We start from the raw sequence: 20047 nt of genomic DNA, 5'->3' as shown, positions 1-20047 counted from the left end.
GTGGGCATGGGCCCCTCGTTCACCCGAGCTGCCGCATGTTTTGCGCGTCCCACGCTACCGTCCGCCCGCCCGTCTTGGTACGGCTCGTGGGACGCCCGGCGAACGTGACCTCGCGATCATGGTGGACGAACAACCTCGGCGGCTCCTGCCGCGGACCGGGCTCGGGACGAAGCTCCTCGTCCTGACGGTCCTGTTCGTCATGCTGTCCGAGGTCCTGATCTTCGTCCCGTCCATCGCGAACCACCGCCAGACGTGGCTCGCGGACGCCCACCGCAACGCGTCCGTCGCCGCCGCCATCATCGCCGAGACGAAGAACGTGCCCGAGCAGCTCAAGCTGCGCCTGCTCGACGCCACCGACACCCTCGCGATCTCCCACCGCGACGGCGAGCGGCGTCGGCTCATCGCCATGGCGGCACCGCCCACCATGGTCGACCGCCACGTGGAGCTTGGCAACGAGACCATCGCGCAGTCCATCTTGGCGGCCTTCGACACCCTGTTCGCGCCGAACGGACGGATCCTGCGCGTCACCGCCATGCCCGAGGGTCGTGCCGAGGAGGTCGACGTCATCCTGGACGAGACGGCGCTGAGGGCGGACATGCTCGCCTATTCGGCCAACATCCTCGCCCTCTCCCTCGTCATCTCGGTGGTGACGGCGCTCCTCGTCTTCATGGCGCTGCGTTGGCTCTTCGTGCGCCCGGTGAAGCGCTTGGCCGACGCGATGATCGACTTCGCGAACGATCCGGAGGACGCGACGCGCACCGTCGCGCCGTCGCGCCGCTCCGACGAGATCGGCGACGCCGAGCGCTGCCTCGCGGTGATGCAGCGCCAGCTCGCCGACACGATGACCGAGCGGCGCCGGCTCGCCGAGCTCGGGCTCGCGGTCTCCAAGATCAACCACGACCTCAGGAACCTCCTCGCGTCCGCGCAGCTCTTCTCCGATCGCCTCGCCGCCATCCCCGACCCCACGGTGCAGCGCTTCGTCCCCAAGCTCGTGCGCGCCCTCGACCGCGCGGTCGGCTACACCTCCGGCGTGCTCGCCTACGGCCGCGCCGGCGAGGCGCCGCCCTCGCGCCGGCTCATCGACCTGGAGCACCTCGCCTCCGACGTCGGCGAGATCCTCGGCCTCGACATGCATCCCACCATCGAGTTCCGCATCCTCGTCGACGACGCGATGGAGATCGACGCCGATCCCGACCAGCTCTACCGCGTGCTCATGAACCTTTGCCGCAACGCGATGGACGCGCTGGAGGCGGATCCGCACGACGCCGTGGTCCGCCGCCTCGCCGTCGCCGCCGAGCGGGCCGGCAGCCTAGTGCGCATCGTGGTGTCCGACACGGGGCCCGGCGTGCCGGACGCGGTGCGCCAGGCGCTGTTCCAACCCTTCAAGGGAAACGTACGGCGCGGTGGCACCGGGCTCGGCCTCGCCATCGCCGCCGAGCTCGTGCGGGCGCACGGCGGGGAGCTCACCCTCCTCGACACGCCGACCGGCGCCGCCTTCGAGATCACGATCCCGGACCGGCCCGTCGACCTGTCCGTGCGCCGGGCCGCCATCGCCTGAGCCGCCGTCTCCTGAACGGCCGCCTTGCCAGGGCGTTGGGCGATCCCTATACCGCGTGGGCCCGCACCCCTGGAGGCGGGCCGCGCTTGGGCGCTGGAGCCGAGGGCTCCGCCATGACACCTTAGGAGACACCGATGGCTGAAGGCTTCACGCTGAAGGCCGACGTGCGCGAACGGACGGGCAAGGGGGCCGCGCGCGCACTGAGGCGAGGCGACCAGATCCCGGCCGTGATCTACGGCAACAACGAGCCCCCCGAGGCGATCGCGATCCCCCGCAAGGAGGTGACGCTCGCGCTCTACGGAGGCGGCTTCAGGACCAACCTCTGGCAGATCGACGTCGGCGGACGCACCGTCCAGGCCCTCGCCCGCGACTATCAGCGCGACCCCGTCGGCGAGAAGCTGATGCACGTGGACTTCTTGCGCGTCACCGCCCGCTCGCGGGTGACCGTGAACGTCCCGGTGAGCTTCGTCGGCGAGGATCAGTGCGTCGGGCTGCGCGACGGCGGCGTGCTCAACATCGTCGCCCACACGGTGTCGGTGGAGGCTGGCGCGACTACGATCCCCGAAGCCATCGAGGTCTCGCTCGCGGGCCTCGAGATCGGCGCGACCATCACGTCCGAGGACCTGACGTTGCCGCCCGACGTCACCTTCACCAACGATGAGGCGTTCCCCATCGCCACCATCGCGACGCCCGTGGAGGACGTGCCCGACGAGGAGCCCGAGGCGCCCGGCGACGTTCCCGCCATCGAGGTCGCCGAGGGCGACGAGGTCACTGGGGGCGACGGCGCGGGCGGCGGCGAGGGCGAAGGCTCCGCCGAGGGCGACGAGGCCAGCTGACCGGCGCCGTGCTGAAGCTCATCGTCGGCCTCGGGAACCCGGGCGCGCAGTACGCCGCCAACCGGCACAACGTCGGCTACATGGCCGTCGAGCGCATCCATGCTCGGTGGAACGGCGCGCCCTGGCGTGGCAAGTTTCAGGGCGAGGTGGCCGAGGCGACCGTCGACGGCACCCGGGTCCTCCTCGTGAAGCCCGTGACGTACATGAACGAGTCCGGTCGCGCGGTCGCCGAGGCGGCACGGTTCTACAAGGTGCCGCCCGACGACATCGTGGTCGTCCACGACGAGATCGACCTGCCGCCCGGCCGCTTCAAGGTGAAGACCGGCGGCGGGACCGGCGGACACAACGGGCTGCGGTCGCTGTCGCGTCACGTGGGCGACGCGACGCGGCGTTTGCGCATCGGTGTCGGCCACCCCGGCCGCAAGGAGCTCGTGCCGGGCTACGTCCTGCACGACTTCGCGAAGTCGGATGGGGATTGGCTGGAGCCGATGCTCACTGCCTTCGCCGAGGAGGCGGGGCTGCTCGCCGCTGGCGAGGACGCCAAGTTCGCGTCCGCCGTCCACCTGCGGCTGGGCGAGGGGGCGCGCTCGACCGGCGCGGCCCGACGAGCCGCCCGTTCGGCCGCACGCGCCGAGGCACCCGCGTCGGCGGAACCACCGGCGTCCCCAGAACCGACCGCGCCGGCGCGCGCGCCGGAGCGAGCCGGCCCGTTCGGTGCGCTCGCCAACCTCCTGAGACGGTAGCATGGGCTTCAAGTGCGGGATCGTGGGGCTGCCCAACGTCGGCAAGTCCACGCTGTTCAACGCTCTTACCAAGACCGCCGCGGCGCAGGCGGCGAACTACCCGTTCTGCACCATCGAGCCGAACACCGGGGACGTCGCCGTCCCCGACCCGCGCCTGACGCGGATCGCCGGCATCGCAAGGTCCGCCGCCGTGGTTCCGACGCGCCTGACGTTCGTCGACATCGCGGGGCTCGTGCGCGGCGCGTCCCAGGGCGAGGGGCTCGGCAACCAGTTCCTCGCCAACATCCGCGAGGTGGACGCCATCGCCCACGTCCTGCGCTGCTTTAAGGACGACGACGTCACCCACGTCGCTGGCGCCGTCGATCCGGTCGAGGACGCCGCGACGGTGGAGACCGAGCTGATGCTCGCCGACCTCGAGGGCCTGGAGCGCCGCGCCACCAACCTCAGGAAGCGCGCGCAGACCGGCGACAAGGACGCCCGCGCCGAGGTCGGCCTCATGGACCGCGTGCTGGAGCTCCTGCGCGCCGGCCGCCCCGCCCGCGCCCTGAACGTCGCACCGGACGAGCGGCGGTCGTTCAAGATGCTGAACCTCCTCACCGGCAAGCCGATCCTCTACGTGCTCAACGTGGACGAGGCGTCGGCCGCCACGGGCAACGCGCTGTCGGAGCGCGCCGCCGCCATGGCGGCGGCGGAGGGCGCGCCGTCGGTCGTCATCTCCGCCGCCATCGAGGCGGAGATCGCCCAGCTCCCGGCCGACGAGCAGGCCGATTACCTCGACAGCCTCGGCCTCGAGGAGCCTGGGCTCGACCGGCTGATCCGCGCCGGCTACGGCCTCCTCGACCTCATCACCTTCTTCACCGCCGGCCCGAAGGAGGCGCGGGCGTGGACGATCCGCGCAGGGACCCATGCGCCGAAGGCCGCCGGCGTCATCCACACCGACTTCGAGCGCGGCTTCATCCGCGCCCAGACCATCGCCTACGACGACTACGTCGCCCTCGGCGGCGAGGTCGCCGCGCGCGAGGCCGGCCGGGCGCGCGACGAGGGCAAGGACTACTCCGTCGCCGACGGCGACGTGATCCTGTTCAAGGTCGCGACGTAGGGATCGGGTCCGCGGCCCCCGGCTAAGCGAGGGTCGCCTCGATGACGCTGGGGCCGGGCTCAGCGACCGCGTCGCGGATCGCTTGGGCGAGCTCGGCGGCGCAGTCCACCTTGCGGCCCGGCACGCCCATGCCCCGCGCGATGTCCACGAAGTCAAGCTGTGGGCGGTTGATCTCCAGCATGTCGAGCGCGCTGCGCCCAGGGTTGGCGCCGACGCGGGTGAGCTCCTGCTTCAGGATCTCGTAGGTTCCGTTGGCGAACACCACCGTCGTCACGTTGAGGTTCTCGCGCGCCTGGGTCCACAGCGCCTGGATCGTGTACATCGCCGAGCCGTCCGCCTGGAGCGCCACGACCGGTCGGTCGGGGCACGCGACGGCGGCGCCGGCGGCGAGCGGCGGGCCGTTGCCGATGGAGCCTCCGGTGATGGCGATCCAGCTCATGGGCGGCGAGCCGACGGTGGCGGCGTAGATGCCGCGACCGGCCGTCACCCCCTCGTCGACCACGATGGCGTCCTCGGGCAACGCCGCGGCCACCGCCGCCCCGAGCGCGGCGTAGTCGATGGGACCGGCGCGCGGGTCCTCCGGCCTCGGCGCGTCGACCACGTGGGGCCCCTCGACGCCGAGCCGATCGGCGAGCGCGCGCACCGCCGAGGGGCCGTCCTGATGGAAGTCGGCCACGGCGATGCGCGCGCAGTCGTCGGGCAGGAGCAGGCTCGGCTTGCCGGGATAGGCGAAGAACGCCACCGGCTGGCGGGCCTCGATGAGGATCGCGTGGCGCGCGCCGGCAAGCTTCTCCCGTGCGACGTCCACCGGGAACGGCACCTTCGGGAAGTTCGCCCGGCCGCGCCCGCGCTCGATCCGCCGGTTCGACGAGGGCGACCAGAGCCTGGCGCCGGTACGCTCGGCGATCCCCATCAGGAGCCCGGTGAGCTCGGGCGCCTCCAGCACCGAGCCGCCCGCGATGATGACGCACGGCTCGGGGCCGGCGAGCGCCTCCGCCGCCGCGTCGAGCGCCGCCTCGTCGTAGGGCGACGGCCCCTGCGGTGCGACGGGCTCGGCGACCTCCCCACCCTCGTCCCAACCGGTGTCGGACGGAGCGATCAGCGTCGCGATGCGGCCCGGCGCGCTCATCGCCGCGGCGAGCGCCTCCGCGCCGTCCGCACCGAGGCCGGCGGCCGTCCGCGCCGTGCGCACGAAGTCGGAGAACGGCGCGGCCGTGCCCTCGATGTCCGCCGTCAGCGGCGCGTCGTAGGCCTTGTGGTAGGTGGCGTGCTCGCCGACGAGGTTCACCATCGCCGTGCGCGCCTTCCTTGCGTTGTGCAGGTTCGCCGCGCCGTTGGCGAGGCCTGGCGCGAGGTGGAGCAGCGTGACCGCCGGCTTGCCCGCCATGCGCGCGTAGCCGTCCGCGGCGCCGGTGACGACACCCTCGAACAGGCCGAGCACGCAGCGCAGCAGCCGCGTGCGGTCGAGCGCGTCGACGAACTGCATCTCCGACGTGCCCGGGTTCGCGAAGCACACCTCGACGCCGCCCGCGGCGAGCGTGCGCACCAAGCTCTCTGCGCCGTTCATGAAGCCTCCTTGCGAACCGGGCGGCGACTGTCCCAGGCGGCAGGCGCTTTGGCAACTCCGCGCCGTCCCCGTGCCGCCTACGGAAGAGGCAGGCCGATGATTTGACTTCGGCGGCGGCAACGGTACCGTTTGCGCGCGAACGAACCGGAGCGGCCGTGGTCACGCTGACGCCCCTGACGCTGGACGAGGCGTTGGTCCACCTGGCCGAACGACCGGTGCGGATCTTCGCCGGCGGCACCGACGTCCTTGCCGCCGCGGGCGAGCGTCCGATGATCGGGCCGCTGCTCGACGTCACCCGGCTCGAAGGCTTGGCAAGGGTCGAGCGCACCCCCGACGGCGGCTGGCGCATCGGCGCGGCGGTGACCTGGAGCACGCTGGCGCGCGAGCCGCTCCCTGCCGCGTTCGACGCGCTGAAGTGCGCCGCGCGTCAGTTGGGATCGGTGCAGATCCAGAACACGGCGACGCTCGTCGGCAACCTGTGCAACGCTTCTCCGGCCGCCGACGGCGTCCCTGCGCTCCTGGTGCTCGACGCCGCCGTGGAGGTCGCTCGCGTGGGCGCGCGCCGGGTCATCCCGCTCGCGGACCTCATCCTCTCCCCGCGACGCACCTGCCTCGTGTCGGGGGAGATGGTGAGCGCGATCCTCGTCCCGCCGCAGCCGCCGAGCGCAGCGAGTGCGTTCCAGAAGCTCGGCGCACGGCGGCACCTTGTGATCTCCATCGCCTCGGTCGCGGCGCTCGTGGCGCTGGATGCGACGGGGCGCATCATCGCGGCGCGCGTCGCAGTCGGCGCCTGCTCGCCAGCGCCGGCGCGCCTGCCGACGCTGGAGGCGGCGCTCCTCGGCGAGCGGGTCGAGGCGATCGGGGGCCTCGTGGCGGACGAGCACCTCGCGGCCCTGTCCCCCATCGACGACGTGCGGGCGCCCGCCGCCTATCGCAGGGACGCGGTGCGCGTCCTCGTGGCACGAGCCCTCGCCGAGGCCGTTGCGCCGCGGGAGGCGGCGGCATGACCGACCTCCTTGCCCGACCCGAGCTGAGCGTCGGCGTGGACGAGGTGGCGCTGACGCTCAACGGGTCGCCGACGCGCTTCGGCAGACGCCCCGGCCAGCGGCTCTCGGACGCCCTGCGCGGGCCGCTCGGCGCGCTCGAGGTGAAGGTGGGCTGCAACGCCGGCGACTGCGGCGCCTGCACCGTGCTGCTCGACGGCGCGCCGGTGTGCGCCTGCCTCGTCCTCGCCGAGCAGGCGGACGGGCGAGAGGTCACGACGCTTGTCGGGCTGCGGCGTGACCCCGCAGTCCGGGCGCTGGCCGAACGCTTCCACCGACACGGCGCCGCGCAGTGCGGCATCTGCACGCCGGGGATGCTCGTGGCGGCGGCCGCGCTGCTGCGGCACAGGGCGGCGCCGAGCGAGGCGGAGGTCGAGGTCGCCCTCGCCGGCGTCCTGTGCCGCTGCACGGGCTACCGATCCATCGTCGATGCGGTGCTCGACCGCCCGTCGCGCCACGCGCTCGGCGGAGGGGTCGGCGGCGCGGTGCCGCGGCTCGACGGGCGCTCCAAGCTCGACGGCACCGAGCGGTTCGGCGACGACGTCGCGCCGCCTGGTGCGCTGGCGCTCAAGGTGGTGCGGTCGCCGTTCCCGCGCGCGAGCGTCGCCCTCGGCGACCTCGACGGGTTCCTCGACACGCGGCCCGGCCTCGTCGCCGTGCTGACGGCGAGGGACGTGCCGGGCGTCAACGAGTTCGGCGTCATCCCCGCCTTCGCCGACCAGCCCGTGTTCGCGCTCTCGGAGACGCGGTTCCGCGGCGAGGCGGTGGCCGCGGTGGTGGGCGAGGCGGACGCCGTCGCCGGGCTCGACCCTGCCGACGTGCCGATCGTGTTCACGCCGCTGGCGGCGGCCACCAGCGTCGTCCAAGCGACCGCCGACGGCGCGCCGGCGATCCATGCGGGCCGACCCGGCAACGTCATGTGCCATGGCCTCGTGCGGCGTGGGGACGCGGGCGCGGCGCTCGCACGGGCCGACGTCGTCGCCGGCGGTCGGTTCACGACCGCCTTCGTGGAACATGCCTACATCGAGCCCGAAGCTGGGTATGCCGAGGTCGTCGAAGGCCGCATGCACGTCTACGCCTCCACCCAGGCACCGATGATGGACCGCGACGGGCTCGCCGCGATCCTTGCCCTGCCCGTGGAGCGGGTGCGCGTCGTCCCCACCGCGTGCGGCGGCGGCTTCGGCTCCAAGCTCGACCTGTCGATCCAGCCCTACCTCGCGCTCGCTGCCCTTGCCACCGGGCGGCCGGTGCGTGGCGCCTACGGCCGCGCCGAATCCATGCAATCGTCGACCAAGCGGCACCCGGCGGACATCTCCATCGAGGTCGGGGCGACGCACGACGGACGGCTCTGCGGCGTCCGCTTCGACGCAACGTTCGACACCGGGGCCTACGCGAGCTGGGGTCCCACCGTGGCGAACCGCGTGCCCGTCCACGCCTCCGGCCCCTACGCCGTCGCCGACTATCGCGCCACGAGCCGGGCGGTGCACACCAACAACCCCGTCGCCGGCGCGTTCCGCGGCTTCGGCGTGCCGCAGTCCGCCATCGCGCTCGAGGTGGCGCTCGACGACATCGCACTGGAGCTCGGCCTCGACCCCCTCGAGTTGCGCCGGATGAACGCGCTCGCCGACGGCGTTCCTACGGTCTGCGGCCAGGTGTTCGAGGCGGGCGTCGGGATCGGTGCCTGCCTCGACGCCCTCGCGCCGCACTGGAGGCAGGCCCGTGCCGAGGCGGAGGCGACGAACCGCATGGCGAGGGTCGTGCGGCGCGGCGTCGGGGTCGCGTGCGGCTGGTACGGCTGCGGCAACACCTCGCTGCCCAACCCGTCGACCATCAAGGCGGGCGTGCGGGCCGACGGCACCGTGGTCCTCCACCAGGGCGCCGTCGACATCGGCCAGGGCGCCAACACCGTCGTCACGCAAATCTTCGCCGAGGCGCTCGGCGTGCCGGTCGACGCCGTCACGATCGTCGGCGCCGACACGGACGCGACGCCCGACGCCGGGAAGACCTCCGCCTCACGCCAGACCGTGGTCTCCGGTAACGCCGCCCGGCTCACGGGCCTCGCGCTGCGCGCGGAGGTCCTGCGCCGGGCCAACGCCGGCGAGGACGCGATCATCCGGCCGGGTGACGGATTGACCGTCGTCGATCGCGGCGAGTGGCGGGGGGTCGACCTGTCGGACGTGGACGCCGACGGCTACGCCCTCGTGGCGCAGGAGTCCTGGGACCCGCCGACGCTGCCGCTGGACGCCGACGGCCAGGGCTCGCCCTACGCGGTCTACGGCTACGCTGCGCACATGGCCGAGCTCGAGGTCGACGTGGAGCTCGGCACCGTGCGCCTCCTCAAGATCACCGCGGCGCACGACGTGGGGCGCGCGATCAACCCAGTGCTCGTCGACGGTCAGATCCACGGCGGCGTCGCCCAGGGGCTCGGCATGGCGCTGATGGAGGCCTACGTGCCGGGCCGCACGGAGAACCTGCACGACTACCTCATCCCGACGATCGGCGACGTGCCGCCCATCGAGACCATCATCGTGGAGGTGGCGGACCCCCACGGACCCTACGGCGCGAAGGGCCTCGGCGAGCATGCGTTGATCCCCACCGCGCCGGCGATCCTCAACGCCATCCGCCATGCCTGCGGCGCGCGCCTCACCGACGTGCCGGCGACGCCCGACCGCGTGCTCGCCGCCATCCGCGCCGCCCGCGAGGTCGTGCGGTGAGCGCGCCGGCCGACAAGATCCGCTGCGATGCGTGCCCGGTGCTGTGCTACATCGCCGACGGCCGGACCGGCGCGTGCGACCGCTACGCCAACCACGGCGGCACCCTGGTCCGCCTCGACCCGCTGACCGTGATCGAGGCTGGGACACAGAAGGTCGTCCCCTTCCTGCCCGACGCCCCGCCCGGCGAATGGGACGGGGACTTGCTCGGCACGCAGAAGCCCTTCGTGACCGCCATCGGTGCCGGCACCACCTACCCGGACTACAAGCCCGCGCCCTTCATCATCAGCCAGCCCGTCGGCGACGCGGACATGGTCACCGTCGTGACCGAGGGCATCTTCAGCTACTGCGGCGCCAAGGTGAAGATCGACACCGACCGGCACATCGGCGCCGAGCGCGCGCTGGTCAAGGTCGAGGGCGAGCCCATCGGCCACGTCACCACCACCGAGTACGGCTCGAAGATGCTGTCGCTCGGCGGGGTCGAGCACCTCACCGGCGGGACCAAGAAGGAGGGCCGCGTGACCTGCGCCGCGCTCCTCGCCCTGTGCAACCGCGAGCCTGTTGCGATGTCGGTGGAGGACGGCGCGGACCTCGTGTTGGCGGCGGGCGCGGCGCCGGTGATCGACGGCGTGACGGAGGCGAGGATGCGCGTCGGCTGCGGCTCGGCCGCCATCGGCATGTTCGCGCGCCAATGGGCCGGCCTCGTCGACGAGGTGGTCGTCGTGGACGACCACATCACAGGCGTCCTCACCGAGCACCAGTCGGGCCGGCTCCTCGACCTGCCAGCCTCCGGCATCAAGGTCCGCGGCCGCCGCTCGACGCCCGGGCGCTACTTCCAGGTCGCCGAGCCCGGCACCGACTGGGGCGGCACGAACATCACCGATCCGCTCGCCATCCTCGGCCCCTTCGACCCGAAGGTCGCGCGCCCGGGCATGACGCTCCTCATGGTCTCGACCACGGGCGAGCAGTGGGCCTACTTCACGCTGGGCGACGACCTCGTCCCGGTTGCGACGCCGCTGACCGACGCGCTGGGCGCCGTCGTGGAGCGCATCGCGCAGAACTGCGAGCCGGCCGTTGCCTCGGTGCTCTTCATGGGCGGGGCCGGCGGCTCCCTGCGGGCCGGAGTGACGGAGAACCCCGTCGCCCTGACGCGCTCGGTGCGCGCCGCGCTCACGAGGGTCACCTGCGGCGGTGCGCCGGCCTACCTGTGGCCCGGCGGCGGCATCACCTTCATGGTCGACGTGATGGAGATGCCGCGCGATGCCTTCGGCTCCGTCCCGACCCCCGCGCTCGTCGCACCCATCGAGTTCACCCTCCGGCGCGAGGATTACGCCGCGCTGGGCGGGCACATGGACGCGGTGCGCGACATCGACGACGTGTTGAGCGAGGCGCGGGCGCGCGGCCTGCGCACGGTCCGGGCGGACACGACGTCCGGAGCCAAGGAAGGACAGGCCGCATGAGGAACGACCCCACCGCGTCCGTGCTGCCGGACGGTCGGCTCCACCTCTCGCACGGTCCCATCGACGTCGTGGTGTCCGCGGACGGCGGCGAGGGCGCCGTCGAGGCCGCGTTCGCCGCGGCGGCGGCCCGCTTCGCGACCGTGCTCGCCGAGATCGTCGAGGAGCTGCCCGCGCTGCGTCGCCCCGCCGACGGCGAGACCGCCATCGACGGCCTCGTCGCCTCGCGCATGTGCGCGGCGGTGAAGCCCCACGCCGACCTCACCTTCATCACGCCGATGGCGGCCGTGGCGGGCGCCGTCGCCGACGAGATCCTCGACACCATGACGGCGGCCGCGCCGCTGACCCGCGGCTTCGTCAACAACGGCGGCGACATCGCGGTCCACCTCTCGGGCGGACACGTGGCGCACGCCAGGATCGCCGCCCACGACAACACCGCCCTCGGCACCGTGCGGCTGCGCTCCGGCGACGGCATCGGCGGAATCGCGACCTCGGGTCGGTTCGGGCGCAGTTTGTCGCTGGGCATCGCCGACTCGGTGACCGTACTGGCCGCGACCGCCGCGGAGGCCGATGCGGCGGCGACGCTGCTCGCCAACGCCGTGGACCTGCCGGACCACCCCAAGGTGGAGCGCGCGCCGGCCAACACGCTCGACCCCGACTCCGACCTCGGCTCCCGGCTCGTCACCACCGACGTCGCGTCCCTGTCGGAGGCTGAGAAACGGCTCGCCATCGGCCGTGGCGCGCGGCTCGCTCGCCGCATGCTCGCCGACGGAACGATCCGCGGCGTCGCATTCTACCTCCAGGGTCAGGCGCGCTCGCTCGGCTGGGGCGACACGGTCTCGCGCGGCGCCCTCGACGGCGGCGACATCGACGACTGACGGAGCCCACCATGAGCGTCATGGTGCTGGACCGGTCGAACTGGGCGAGCGACCCCTCGGCCTGGAAGGGCCGCTTCGAGGGGACGAGCCTCGGCACCGGCGTCACGGTGCTGTTCTACGCCACCGAGGAGGTTGGCGTCGGGCCGACCCTCCACGTCCATCCCTACGACGAGGTGTTCATCGTTCGCGAGGGGCGCGCGCGGTTCACCGTCGGCGGCGAGGGCGTCGAGGTCGAGGCCGGCCAGATCGTGCTCGACCCCGCCAACGTGCCGCACAAGTACCACAACCTCGGGCCGGGACGGCTGGAGACGACGGACGTCCACGTCAGCCCCACGTGGATCCAGACCGACCTCGACGACCCCGACGCGACCAGCGAGGCGAGCGGATCGTGAACGAGCGCGGCGCGGCGGCTCGCCCACTTGCCCGACCCCGCGATGGAGGCGAAGGTGCGCGCGCTGCGCGGACGCCGCCGTCAAAGACCTGTGGAGGCTCATGATGCTCAACCGCCGCACTGCCCTCGGGCTCGCCGCCCTCGCCGTGCTCGCCGGACCGGCCGCCCTCGCTCAGGAGCGCGCGCCGATCGTCATCGGCGAGCTCAACTCCTACACACGCATGGCTGCCTTCACCGAGCCCTACCGCAAGGGCTGGCAGCTCGCCCTCGAGGAGATCAACGCGGAGGGCGGCATCGACGGCCGCCCGCTCGAGGTCATCAGCCGGGACGACACCGGCGATCCGGCGACCGCGATCCGCATCGCCGAGGAGCTCGCCAACCGCGAGGACGCGGTGATGATCTTCGGCACCTTCCTGTCCAACATCGGCCTCGCGGTGGCCGACTTCGCGAACCAGAACCAGACGCTGTTCCTGGCATCCGAGCCGCTGTCGGACGCGCTCGTGTGGTCGAAGGGCAACCGCTACACCTATCGGCTACGCCCCTCGACGACGATGCAGGCGGCCATGCTCGCCGAGGAGGCCGCCGAGACGGACGCCGTCCGCTGGGCGACCATCGCCCCGAACTACGCCTACGGGCAGGACGCCGTGGCGGCGTTCAAGGCGGAACTGACGAAGCGCAAGCCCGACGTCGAGTTCGTCGAGGAGCAGTGGCCGACGCTGTTCAAGATCGACGCCGGCTCCACCGTCCGCGCGCTGGAGGCCGCCGAGCCGGACGGCATCTACAACGTCACCTTCGGCGGCGACCTCGCCAAGTTCGTGCGTGAGGGCTCGCTGCGTGGGCTGTTCGAGGACCGCGTCGTGGTCTCGCTGCTGTCGGGCGAGCCCGAGTACCTGGAGCCGTTGGGCTCCGAGACGCCGGACGGCTGGATCGTCACCGGCTACCCGTCCCTCGACGTGGATACGCCCCAGCACGACGCCTTCGAGGAGGCCTACCAGGCGCGGTGGGGGGAGGCGCCGAAGACCGGCTCCATCGTCGGCTACAACTCCATGCTCACCATCGAGCAGCTGCTCAAGGAGTCGCCCTCGCTCGAAACCGAGGACCTGTTGAAGACCATGGAGGGGCTGCGCGTCGACAGCCCGACGGGTGAGTTCCTCTATCGCCCGGTGGACAACCAGGCCACCATGGGCGCCTACGTCGGTCGCACCGCGCTCGTCGACGGCAAGCCCAAGATGGTCGACTGGCGCTACGCGCCCGGCGAGGACTACCTGCCGTCGGAGAAGGAGGCGCTGTCGCTTCGACCGGCTCAGTAGCCTGCGTGCCGCGTCACGCCATGACGCCCCACGGCGGCGAGCGGCGGGCCGACGCGGGCGACGCGCACGCTTGCGCTCTGCAGGCGGCCTACGACGCCGGCGTGCGCGACGGCGAGGCGCGGGCGACGTGGTTCCTCCTCATCGGCGTGCTGTTCGGCGCGCTCAACATCCTGCTCGTCGTCTGAGCGACCCGACGGCTCGCTGGCGATGAACCTGATGGACCTCTCGCCAGGCTTCGCCCTCGCGCAGCTCCTGACCGGGCTCGCCAACGCGTCCTCGCTGTTCCTCATCGCGTCGGGGTTGTCGATCATCTTCGGCGTCACGCGCGTGGTGAACTTCGCCCACGGCTCGCTCTATATGCTGGGCGCCTACCTCGCCTACACGCTGGTGACGACGCTCGGCGGCGTCGTCGGCTTCTGGGCCGGCGTCCTCCTCGCGGCCGCCGTCGTCGCGCTCATCGGCGCCGCGGTCGAGGTGCTGATCTTGCGCCGGGTGTACGGCTCCCCCGAACTCTTCCAGCTCGTCGCCACCTTCGGCGTCGTCCTCGTCGTCCAGGACGCGGTGCTCGCGATCTGGGGTGCGGAGGACCTCCTCGGCCCGCGCGCGCCGCTCCTCGACGGCGCCGTGCGCATCCTCGGCGAGCCGATCCCCGAGTACGACCTCGCCCTCATCGCCATCGGCCCGGTGGTGCTCGGCGCCATCTGGCTCCTGTTCCAGCGCACGCGATGGGGCATCCTGGTGCGCGCCGCGACCGAGGACCGCGAGATGGTCGGCGCCCTCGGCGTGAACCAGCGGGTCCTCTTCACGACGGCGTTCATGGTCGGCTCGTTCCTCGCCGGGCTGGGCGGCGCGCTCCAGGTGCCGCGGGAGTCGGTCAACCTCCTCATGGACCTCACGATCATCGCGGAGGCGTTCGTCGTCGTGGTGGTGGGCGGGATGGGCTCGGTCACCGGCGCGTTCGTCGCCGCCGTCATCATCTCCGTCGCCAACGCGTTCGGCGTGCTCGTGCTGCCGCAGATCTCGCTCCTGCTGCCGTTCCTCGTCATGGGGATCGTCCTCATCGTGCGGCCCTACGGGCTGTTCGGCACGCCCGCCTCCGCCCACGGTGCCAGCGTGCCCGAAGCGCCGCTGCGCACGCTGCCGCCCATCGGCGCCGGGCTCCTCGCCGCCGCGGTCGTCGCGGCCGCGCTCGTCCCCGTGGTCGACCCCGGCCGCGTCGCGCTCGCCACGGACCTCCTCGTCGCGGTGCTGTTCGCGGCGAGCCTGCACCTCCTCATGGGCGTCGGGGGCATGGTCTCGTTCGGCCACGCGGCCTACTTCGGGCTCGGCGCCTACGGGGCCGCGCTCGCCGCGAGCCGGCTCGACCTTGCCATGCTGCCGGCGATGGCGGTCGGCCCCGTCGCCGCCGCCGCAGGGGCCGCGCTGTTCGGCTGGTTCTGCGTGCGGTTGTCGGGCGTCTACCTCGCCATGCTGACCCTCGCCGCGGCGCAGATCGTCTGGGGCACCGCCTTCCAGTGGCACGAGGTGACCGGCGGCGACGACGGCATCCTCGGCGTGTGGCCGGACCGCTGGGCGTCGGACCGGACGGTGTACTACCTCCTGGCGCTCGCGATCGTCGTCGGCGGCCTCGCCGCGATCCGCCGCCTCGCACACTCGCCGTTCGGCTACGTCCTGCGCGGCGGGCGCGACTCCGCGCTGCGGGCGGAGGCGATCGGCATCGACCTGCGCTCCCACCAGTGGCTCGGGTTCGTCATCGCCGGCACCCTCGCCGGGCTCGCCGGCGCGGTGTTCGCGTTCGCCAAGGGCTCGGTGTTCCCCGACACGCTCGCCATCGCGCAGTCGGTGGACGGCCTCATCATGGTCCTGCTGGGCGGCGTGCAGTCCCTCCTCGGTCCGCTGCTCGGGGCCTCCGCCTTCGTCCTCATCGAGGACTGGGTGACGCGGCTCGAGCACTGGCGCGTCATCTTCGGCGCGATCATCCTCCTCATCGTGCTCGCAGCACCGGACGGTATTGCCGGCGCCGGCGCTCGGCTGTGGGCGGCGATCGCCGGACGGCGGGAAGCCCGGTGAGCGCCCTTGAGGTGCGCGGGCTGACCAAGCGCTTCGGCGGGCTCGCCGCCGTGTCGGACGTGTCCTTCACGCTCGCCGAAGGCGAGTTTCTGGCGCTCATCGGACCGAACGGGGCGGGCAAGACGACGCTGTTCAACATGGTCAACGGCTACGTCCGCCCCGACGCCGGCACCGTCGCCCTCGGCGGGCGCCGCGTCACCGGTCTCGCCCCGCGCCGGATGTGGCGCCTCGGCGTGGGCCGCACGTTCCAGATCACCCAGACGTTCGCCTCCATGACGGTGCGCGAGAACGTCCAGATGGCGCTGATCTCCAAGCACCGCCGCACCCGCGACGTGACGGGGCGCGCCGCCCGGCTCCACGTGGCCGAGGCCGACGCGCTCCTCACCCAGGTCGCGATGGCCGACGAGGCGGACCGTGCCGCCTCCGAGCTCGCCTACGGTGACCTGAAGCGCCTCGAGCTCGCGGTGGCGCTCGCCCATCGCCCGGGCGTCCTCCTGATGGACGAGCCGACGGCGGGCATGGCGCCGGCCGAGCGCGGTCGCCTGATGGCGCTGACCGGGGAGATCGTCGCGTCCGAGGGCGTCAGCGTCCTGTTCACCGAGCACGACATGGACGTCGTGTTCGCCCACGCCCACCGCATCCTCGTCATGAACCGCGGCGCGCTGATCGCGGAGGGCACCGCCGACGCGATCCGCGCCGACCCCACCGTGCGCGAGGTCTACCTCGGCGGCGGCACCATGTTCGCCGATGCTTGAGCCGATGCTTCAGGTCGACGGCCTCAACACGTTCTACGGCGGCGCCCACATCCTGCGCGACGTGGCGCTCGTCGTCGGCGCGCGTGAGGTGGTCGCGCTCCTCGGGCGCAACGGCGCCGGCAAGTCCACCACGATGCGGTCGATCATGGGCCTCGTCCGCCCGCGCTCGGGCCGCGTCCGCTACGAGGGCCGCGCCATCGCGGGATGGCCGGCCTACAAGGTCTGCCGGCTCGGCCTCGGCTACGTGCCGGAGGACCGCCGCGTGTTCCGCGCGCTCACCGTATTGGAGAACCTTGAGGTCGGCCGCCGCGCCGCTCGAGGGGAGGGACCCACGTGGAGCGTCGAGGCGCTGTTCGGCCTGTTCCCCAACCTTGCCGAACGGCGCCGCGCGCCGGCCGGGCAGCTGTCCGGGGGCGAGCAGCAGATGCTCACCATCGCACGCACCCTCATGGGACAGCCGAGGCTCGTGCTCCTCGACGAACCCTCCGAGGGCATCTCGCCGCGCATCGTCGAGGACATGGTCGGCGTGCTCGGGCGGATGAAGCAGGCGGGCGTCTCCGTGCTCCTGTCCGAGCAGAACCTCCACTTCGCCCGCCTCGTGTCGGACCGCGCGGTCATCCTGGAGAAGGGCACCGTCCGCTTCGAGGGCACGTTCGCGGCCCTCGACCGAGCGCCCGACGTCGCGCGCGAGACCCTGGCCGTGTGACGCAGGCTTGCCCTCATCGCTCCTGCCGAAGCCGCAGCGCGGTCCGCGAATGGGGGACCCGATGAGCTGCGACCGAGAAGGCTGCCAGTGCCCCTGACCGGTGTTCGATCAAGCACGGCATGGTCGAGCGCGCCGACGAGCAAGGGGACCGGCGCGACCTTACAAAGCAGCGACGGGGGTGCGAACGTCGCAGGCACGTCGATATTCCAGGAAAGTTTGAAACGCGCCCGCCGCAGAAGCGGTTCCATGCTCGACTTGCTCGACCCCTCAGGGCTTTGGCATCGCCTGCACGAGCACCGTCGCAGCTAGGGGGTGCGGATGATGTTCTCCCCGTCGGTGGGGATGGCCGCCTGCGTCATTGTTGCTGAGACAGGTGTCTCGAGGCTTGTGAAGCGGGGACGGTCATTGGAAGTTGCGCCCCTTCGGCAGGGCGCGGCGCGTGTGTGACGCGGCGAGGCCGTCGCCGAGGTTCGTCATGTCCGCCGCCGCCGAGCGCGCGGTGCCCCAGGTGGCGCGCGGCAACGGAGAAGGCCCCTGGTCCTCGCGCGGATCGGGCGGCAAGGTCGCGCCGGCAGCGATCGCCACAGCCGCCTTGCGGTGCGCGTCGAGCGAGGTGACGATGGCGCGGTTGTGCGCCAACAGCCGATCCACGTCGCTCGAAAGGTCGGGGGCGTCCGACATGAGGCGCTTCAGACGCGAGCGCGGCTTCACCTCGGTCCTCAGGTCGATGCCTGGCCGCTTCACCTCGTCGGCGCGGTCGAGGGCGTCCCAGTCGCCGAGCTCCTCGGTGAGCGTTGCCAGCATCGGCGTCCCGTCCTCGAGCCGCTCGGCGACGAGGTGGACCACGCCGTCCTCCGCCTGGACGCGACCCGACACCTTGATGAACCTTGCGCCGAGGACGACCTTGCGGTGAGCCTCGAACACCTTGGGCCAGACGATGACGTTGGCGATGCCGGTCTCGTCCTCGATGGTCATGAAGATCACGCCCCTCGCCGATCCCGGACGCTGGCGCACGAGGACGAGCCCCGCCACCGCGGCGCGCCCCCCGCTCGCGGACGGCGTCAACGTCTCAGCCGCGACGATGCCCTCGCGGGCGAGCTCGTCGCGCACGAACTTCGCGGGGTGCGCCTTCAGGGACAGGGACAGGAACCTGTAGTCGTTGATCACCTCCTCGCCCGGCGGCATCGGCGGCAGGTTCGCGGCCGCCTCGCGCTGCAGGTCGGCGACGTCCGCGGCGGCGAACAGCGGCAGGTCCTCGGCGCGGGTGTCGCGGTCGAGCCCGCGTGCGGCCCACAGCGCGTCGCGTCGGGTGAGACCCACCGAGGCGAACGCGTCGGCGTCCGCCAGCCGCTCGATGGTCGCGCGCGGCAGCCCCGTCCGCAGCCACACGTCGCGCACCGAATCGTAGCCCGTCCCGCGGCGGGCGACCAGCCGGTGCATGTCCGCCTCGCGCAGGCCCTTGACCTGCCTCAGCCCGAGCCGCACGGCGCAGCGCGAGCGGACCGCGTTGCGCATGGAGGCGTGCTCGCGCGCCAGATGCTCGGCGGCGCGCGGGCCGTCCTCGAGCGTGCAGTCCCAGTCGGACAGGTTGACGTCCACGGGCCGCACCTCGACGCCGTGCTGGCGCGCATCGCGCACGATCTGCGCAGGCGCGTAGAACCCCATGGGCTGGCTGTTGAGCAGCGCCGCGCAGAACACGTCAGGGTAGTGGCACTTCAACCAGCACGAGGAGTAGACCAGGAGCGCGAAGCTTGCGGCGTGGCTCTCGGGGAAGCCGTACTCGCCGAACCCCTCGATCTGCTTGAAGCAGCGCTCGGCGAAGGCGGGGTCGTAGCCCTTGGCCTTCATCCCGTCGATCATCTTGGACTGGAACGTGCCGATGGTGCCGACCTTCTTGAAGGTCGCCATCGCGCGTCGCAGCTGGTCGGCCTCCGAGGGGGAGAAGCCCGCGGCGACGATGGCGATGCGCATGGCCTGCTCCTGGAAGAGCGGCACGCCGAGGGTCTTGGCGAGCACGTCCTCGAGCTCGAGCGAGGGGTAGGTGACGGCCTCCTTGCCCTGACGGCGCCGCAGGTAGGGGTGGACCATGTCGCCCTGGATCGGACCCGGTCGCACGATGGCGACCTCGATCACGAGGTCGTAGAACGTGCGCGGCCTGAGGCGCGGCAGCATCGTCATCTGCGCGCGGCTCTCGATCTGGAACACGCCGAGCGTGTCGGCCCGGCAGATCATGTCGTAGACCTCAGGGTCCTCCGCGGGGATGCTTGCGAGCGTCACCGGCCAGTCGTACTGCGGCACACCCTTCTGCGGCGTCCGCTGCGCCGGGTCATGAGCGGTCCGCGATGCGTCGTCGGAGGGCGCATGGTGCGTTGGGCAGATGCGAGCAAGGCCGTCCGCGACGCCATCCCCGCGGTCATCGCGACCGACGCGCAAGGCGCGTGCAGGGTCGGCATGATCCCATGCTACGTCGGCGCCGCAGGCGTCCTCGCGGCCGCCGTCACCCTCGAGGCGGCGGGCTTCGGTGTCCCGGGTCTCCGTGTCGCCGCGGGTCTGGGTGTTGCTGCGGGTCTGGGTGTCACTGCGGGTCTGGGTGTCACTGCGGGTCTGGGTGTCGCGGCGGGTCTGGGTGTCGCTGCGGCGGGCCGGCTCACCGCCGACACGGTCCGCGCGCGCCCTCTCCCATGCGGCCTGGGTAAGGGTCCTGGCTCCACTGGCTGGGGAGGGCTCATCCTCCTCGTTCGGCGAGGGCGCCTGATACCTCGGCGCAGGGTGCCCGGTGGCCGGCGCATGGGGAACCACGCCGTCGCCGTGCAAGCCCCGCGCAGCGTCGCCGTGGTGTGCTGGCCGAGGAGCGTCCCCAATCCGGCGATCCGTCCACGCTGCAGCCTCGCCGGAGGGGCCAGCAGCCCGGGCAGTGTCCTGG

At 72.5% G+C, this 20047-nt stretch carries 15 protein-coding genes and 1 pseudogene; 14 read left to right on the top strand and 2 right to left on the bottom strand.

Going from position 1 to position 20047, the window contains the following annotated elements; all coding sequences use genetic code 11:
- The first annotated feature begins 118 nt into the window (after positions 1-118).
- The 4 genes from ACOOE8_RS09765 to ychF all read left to right on the top strand — a co-directional run bounded on the left by ACOOE8_RS09765 (position 119) and on the right by ychF (position 4236).
- A complete protein-coding gene (locus ACOOE8_RS09765) occupies positions 119-1558 on the top strand; it encodes a sensor histidine kinase (protein WP_420391290.1) in 1440 nt (479 codons plus the stop codon).
- 134 nt (positions 1559-1692) lie between these two features.
- Positions 1693-2394 carry a 50S ribosomal protein L25/general stress protein Ctc gene (locus ACOOE8_RS09760; protein WP_420391289.1) on the top strand — a complete coding sequence of 234 codons (702 nt, stop codon included), beginning with the start codon at positions 1693-1695 and terminating at the stop codon, positions 2392-2394.
- An 8-nt stretch (positions 2395-2402) separates the two neighbouring features.
- Positions 2403-3137, top strand: coding sequence for an aminoacyl-tRNA hydrolase (pth, locus tag ACOOE8_RS09755; protein ID WP_420391288.1), 735 nt, complete (start codon positions 2403-2405; stop codon positions 3135-3137).
- Between the two features lies 1 nt (position 3138).
- Positions 3139-4236, top strand: coding sequence for a redox-regulated ATPase YchF (gene ychF, locus ACOOE8_RS09750; protein ID WP_420391287.1), 1098 nt, complete (start codon positions 3139-3141; stop codon positions 4234-4236).
- Between the two features lie 22 nt (positions 4237-4258).
- Here the strand turns inward: ychF and ACOOE8_RS09745 are convergent, their stop codons facing one another.
- A complete protein-coding gene (locus tag ACOOE8_RS09745) occupies positions 4259-5803 on the bottom strand; it encodes an acetolactate synthase large subunit (protein WP_420391286.1) in 1545 nt (514 codons plus the stop codon).
- Between the two features lie 155 nt (positions 5804-5958).
- Here ACOOE8_RS09745 and ACOOE8_RS09740 point away from each other — a divergent pair, with 155 nt between their 5' ends.
- From ACOOE8_RS09740 to ACOOE8_RS09695, 10 genes are all read left to right on the top strand, one after another.
- Positions 5959-6810 (top strand): FAD binding domain-containing protein, encoded by an 852-nt coding sequence (locus ACOOE8_RS09740; protein WP_420391285.1) that lies wholly within the window; start codon positions 5959-5961, stop codon positions 6808-6810.
- The gene (locus ACOOE8_RS09735; RefSeq protein ID WP_420391284.1) at positions 6807-9560 is read left to right on the top strand and encodes a molybdopterin-dependent oxidoreductase; all 2754 of its coding nucleotides are present in this window, start codon (positions 6807-6809) and stop codon (positions 9558-9560) included. Before ACOOE8_RS09740 ends, ACOOE8_RS09735 begins: the two co-directional genes overlap by 4 nt.
- Positions 9557-11017, top strand: coding sequence for a 6-hydroxynicotinate reductase (locus tag ACOOE8_RS09730; RefSeq protein WP_420391283.1), 1461 nt, complete (start codon positions 9557-9559; stop codon positions 11015-11017). The genes ACOOE8_RS09735 and ACOOE8_RS09730 overlap by 4 nt, the downstream gene beginning before the upstream one ends.
- On the top strand, positions 11014-11892 hold the full coding sequence (locus ACOOE8_RS09725; RefSeq protein WP_420391282.1) for a UPF0280 family protein: 879 nt from the start codon (positions 11014-11016) through the stop codon (positions 11890-11892). The genes ACOOE8_RS09730 and ACOOE8_RS09725 overlap by 4 nt, the downstream gene beginning before the upstream one ends.
- An 11-nt stretch (positions 11893-11903) precedes the next feature.
- Positions 11904-12284: a cupin domain-containing protein gene (locus ACOOE8_RS09720; protein WP_420391281.1), complete on the top strand. Its 381-nt coding sequence runs from the start codon at positions 11904-11906 to the stop codon at positions 12282-12284.
- Between the two features lie 100 nt (positions 12285-12384).
- A complete protein-coding gene (locus tag ACOOE8_RS09715) occupies positions 12385-13593 on the top strand; it encodes an ABC transporter substrate-binding protein (RefSeq protein WP_420391280.1) in 1209 nt (402 codons plus the stop codon).
- 5 nt (positions 13594-13598) lie between these two features.
- Positions 13599-13778 carry a hypothetical protein gene (locus ACOOE8_RS09710; RefSeq protein WP_420391279.1) on the top strand — a complete coding sequence of 60 codons (180 nt, stop codon included), beginning with the start codon at positions 13599-13601 and terminating at the stop codon, positions 13776-13778.
- A 31-nt stretch (positions 13779-13809) separates the two neighbouring features.
- A complete protein-coding gene (locus ACOOE8_RS09705) occupies positions 13810-15663 on the top strand; it encodes an ABC transporter permease (protein WP_420391278.1) in 1854 nt (617 codons plus the stop codon).
- The gene (locus tag ACOOE8_RS09700) at positions 15660-16418 is read left to right on the top strand and encodes an ABC transporter ATP-binding protein (RefSeq protein ID WP_420391277.1); all 759 of its coding nucleotides are present in this window, start codon (positions 15660-15662) and stop codon (positions 16416-16418) included. The genes ACOOE8_RS09705 and ACOOE8_RS09700 overlap by 4 nt, the downstream gene beginning before the upstream one ends.
- A gap of 4 nt (positions 16419-16422) precedes the next feature.
- A complete protein-coding gene (locus ACOOE8_RS09695; RefSeq protein ID WP_420391276.1) occupies positions 16423-17124 on the top strand; it encodes an ABC transporter ATP-binding protein in 702 nt (233 codons plus the stop codon).
- Positions 17125-17526: 402 nt separating this feature from the next.
- On the opposite strand, the pseudogene ACOOE8_RS09690 reads toward ACOOE8_RS09695, so the two are convergent.
- A pseudogene (locus ACOOE8_RS09690) lies at positions 17527-19413 on the bottom strand (OB-fold nucleic acid binding domain-containing protein); the annotation flags it as partial.
- Positions 19414-20047: the final 634 nt, after the last annotated feature.

Origin of the sequence: Acuticoccus sp. (assembly GCF_965213555.1) — a bacterium.
In the GTDB taxonomy this organism is placed as follows: domain Bacteria; phylum Pseudomonadota; class Alphaproteobacteria; order Rhizobiales; family Amorphaceae; genus Acuticoccus.
This window is presented reverse-complemented; position numbering and strand designations above follow the sequence as displayed.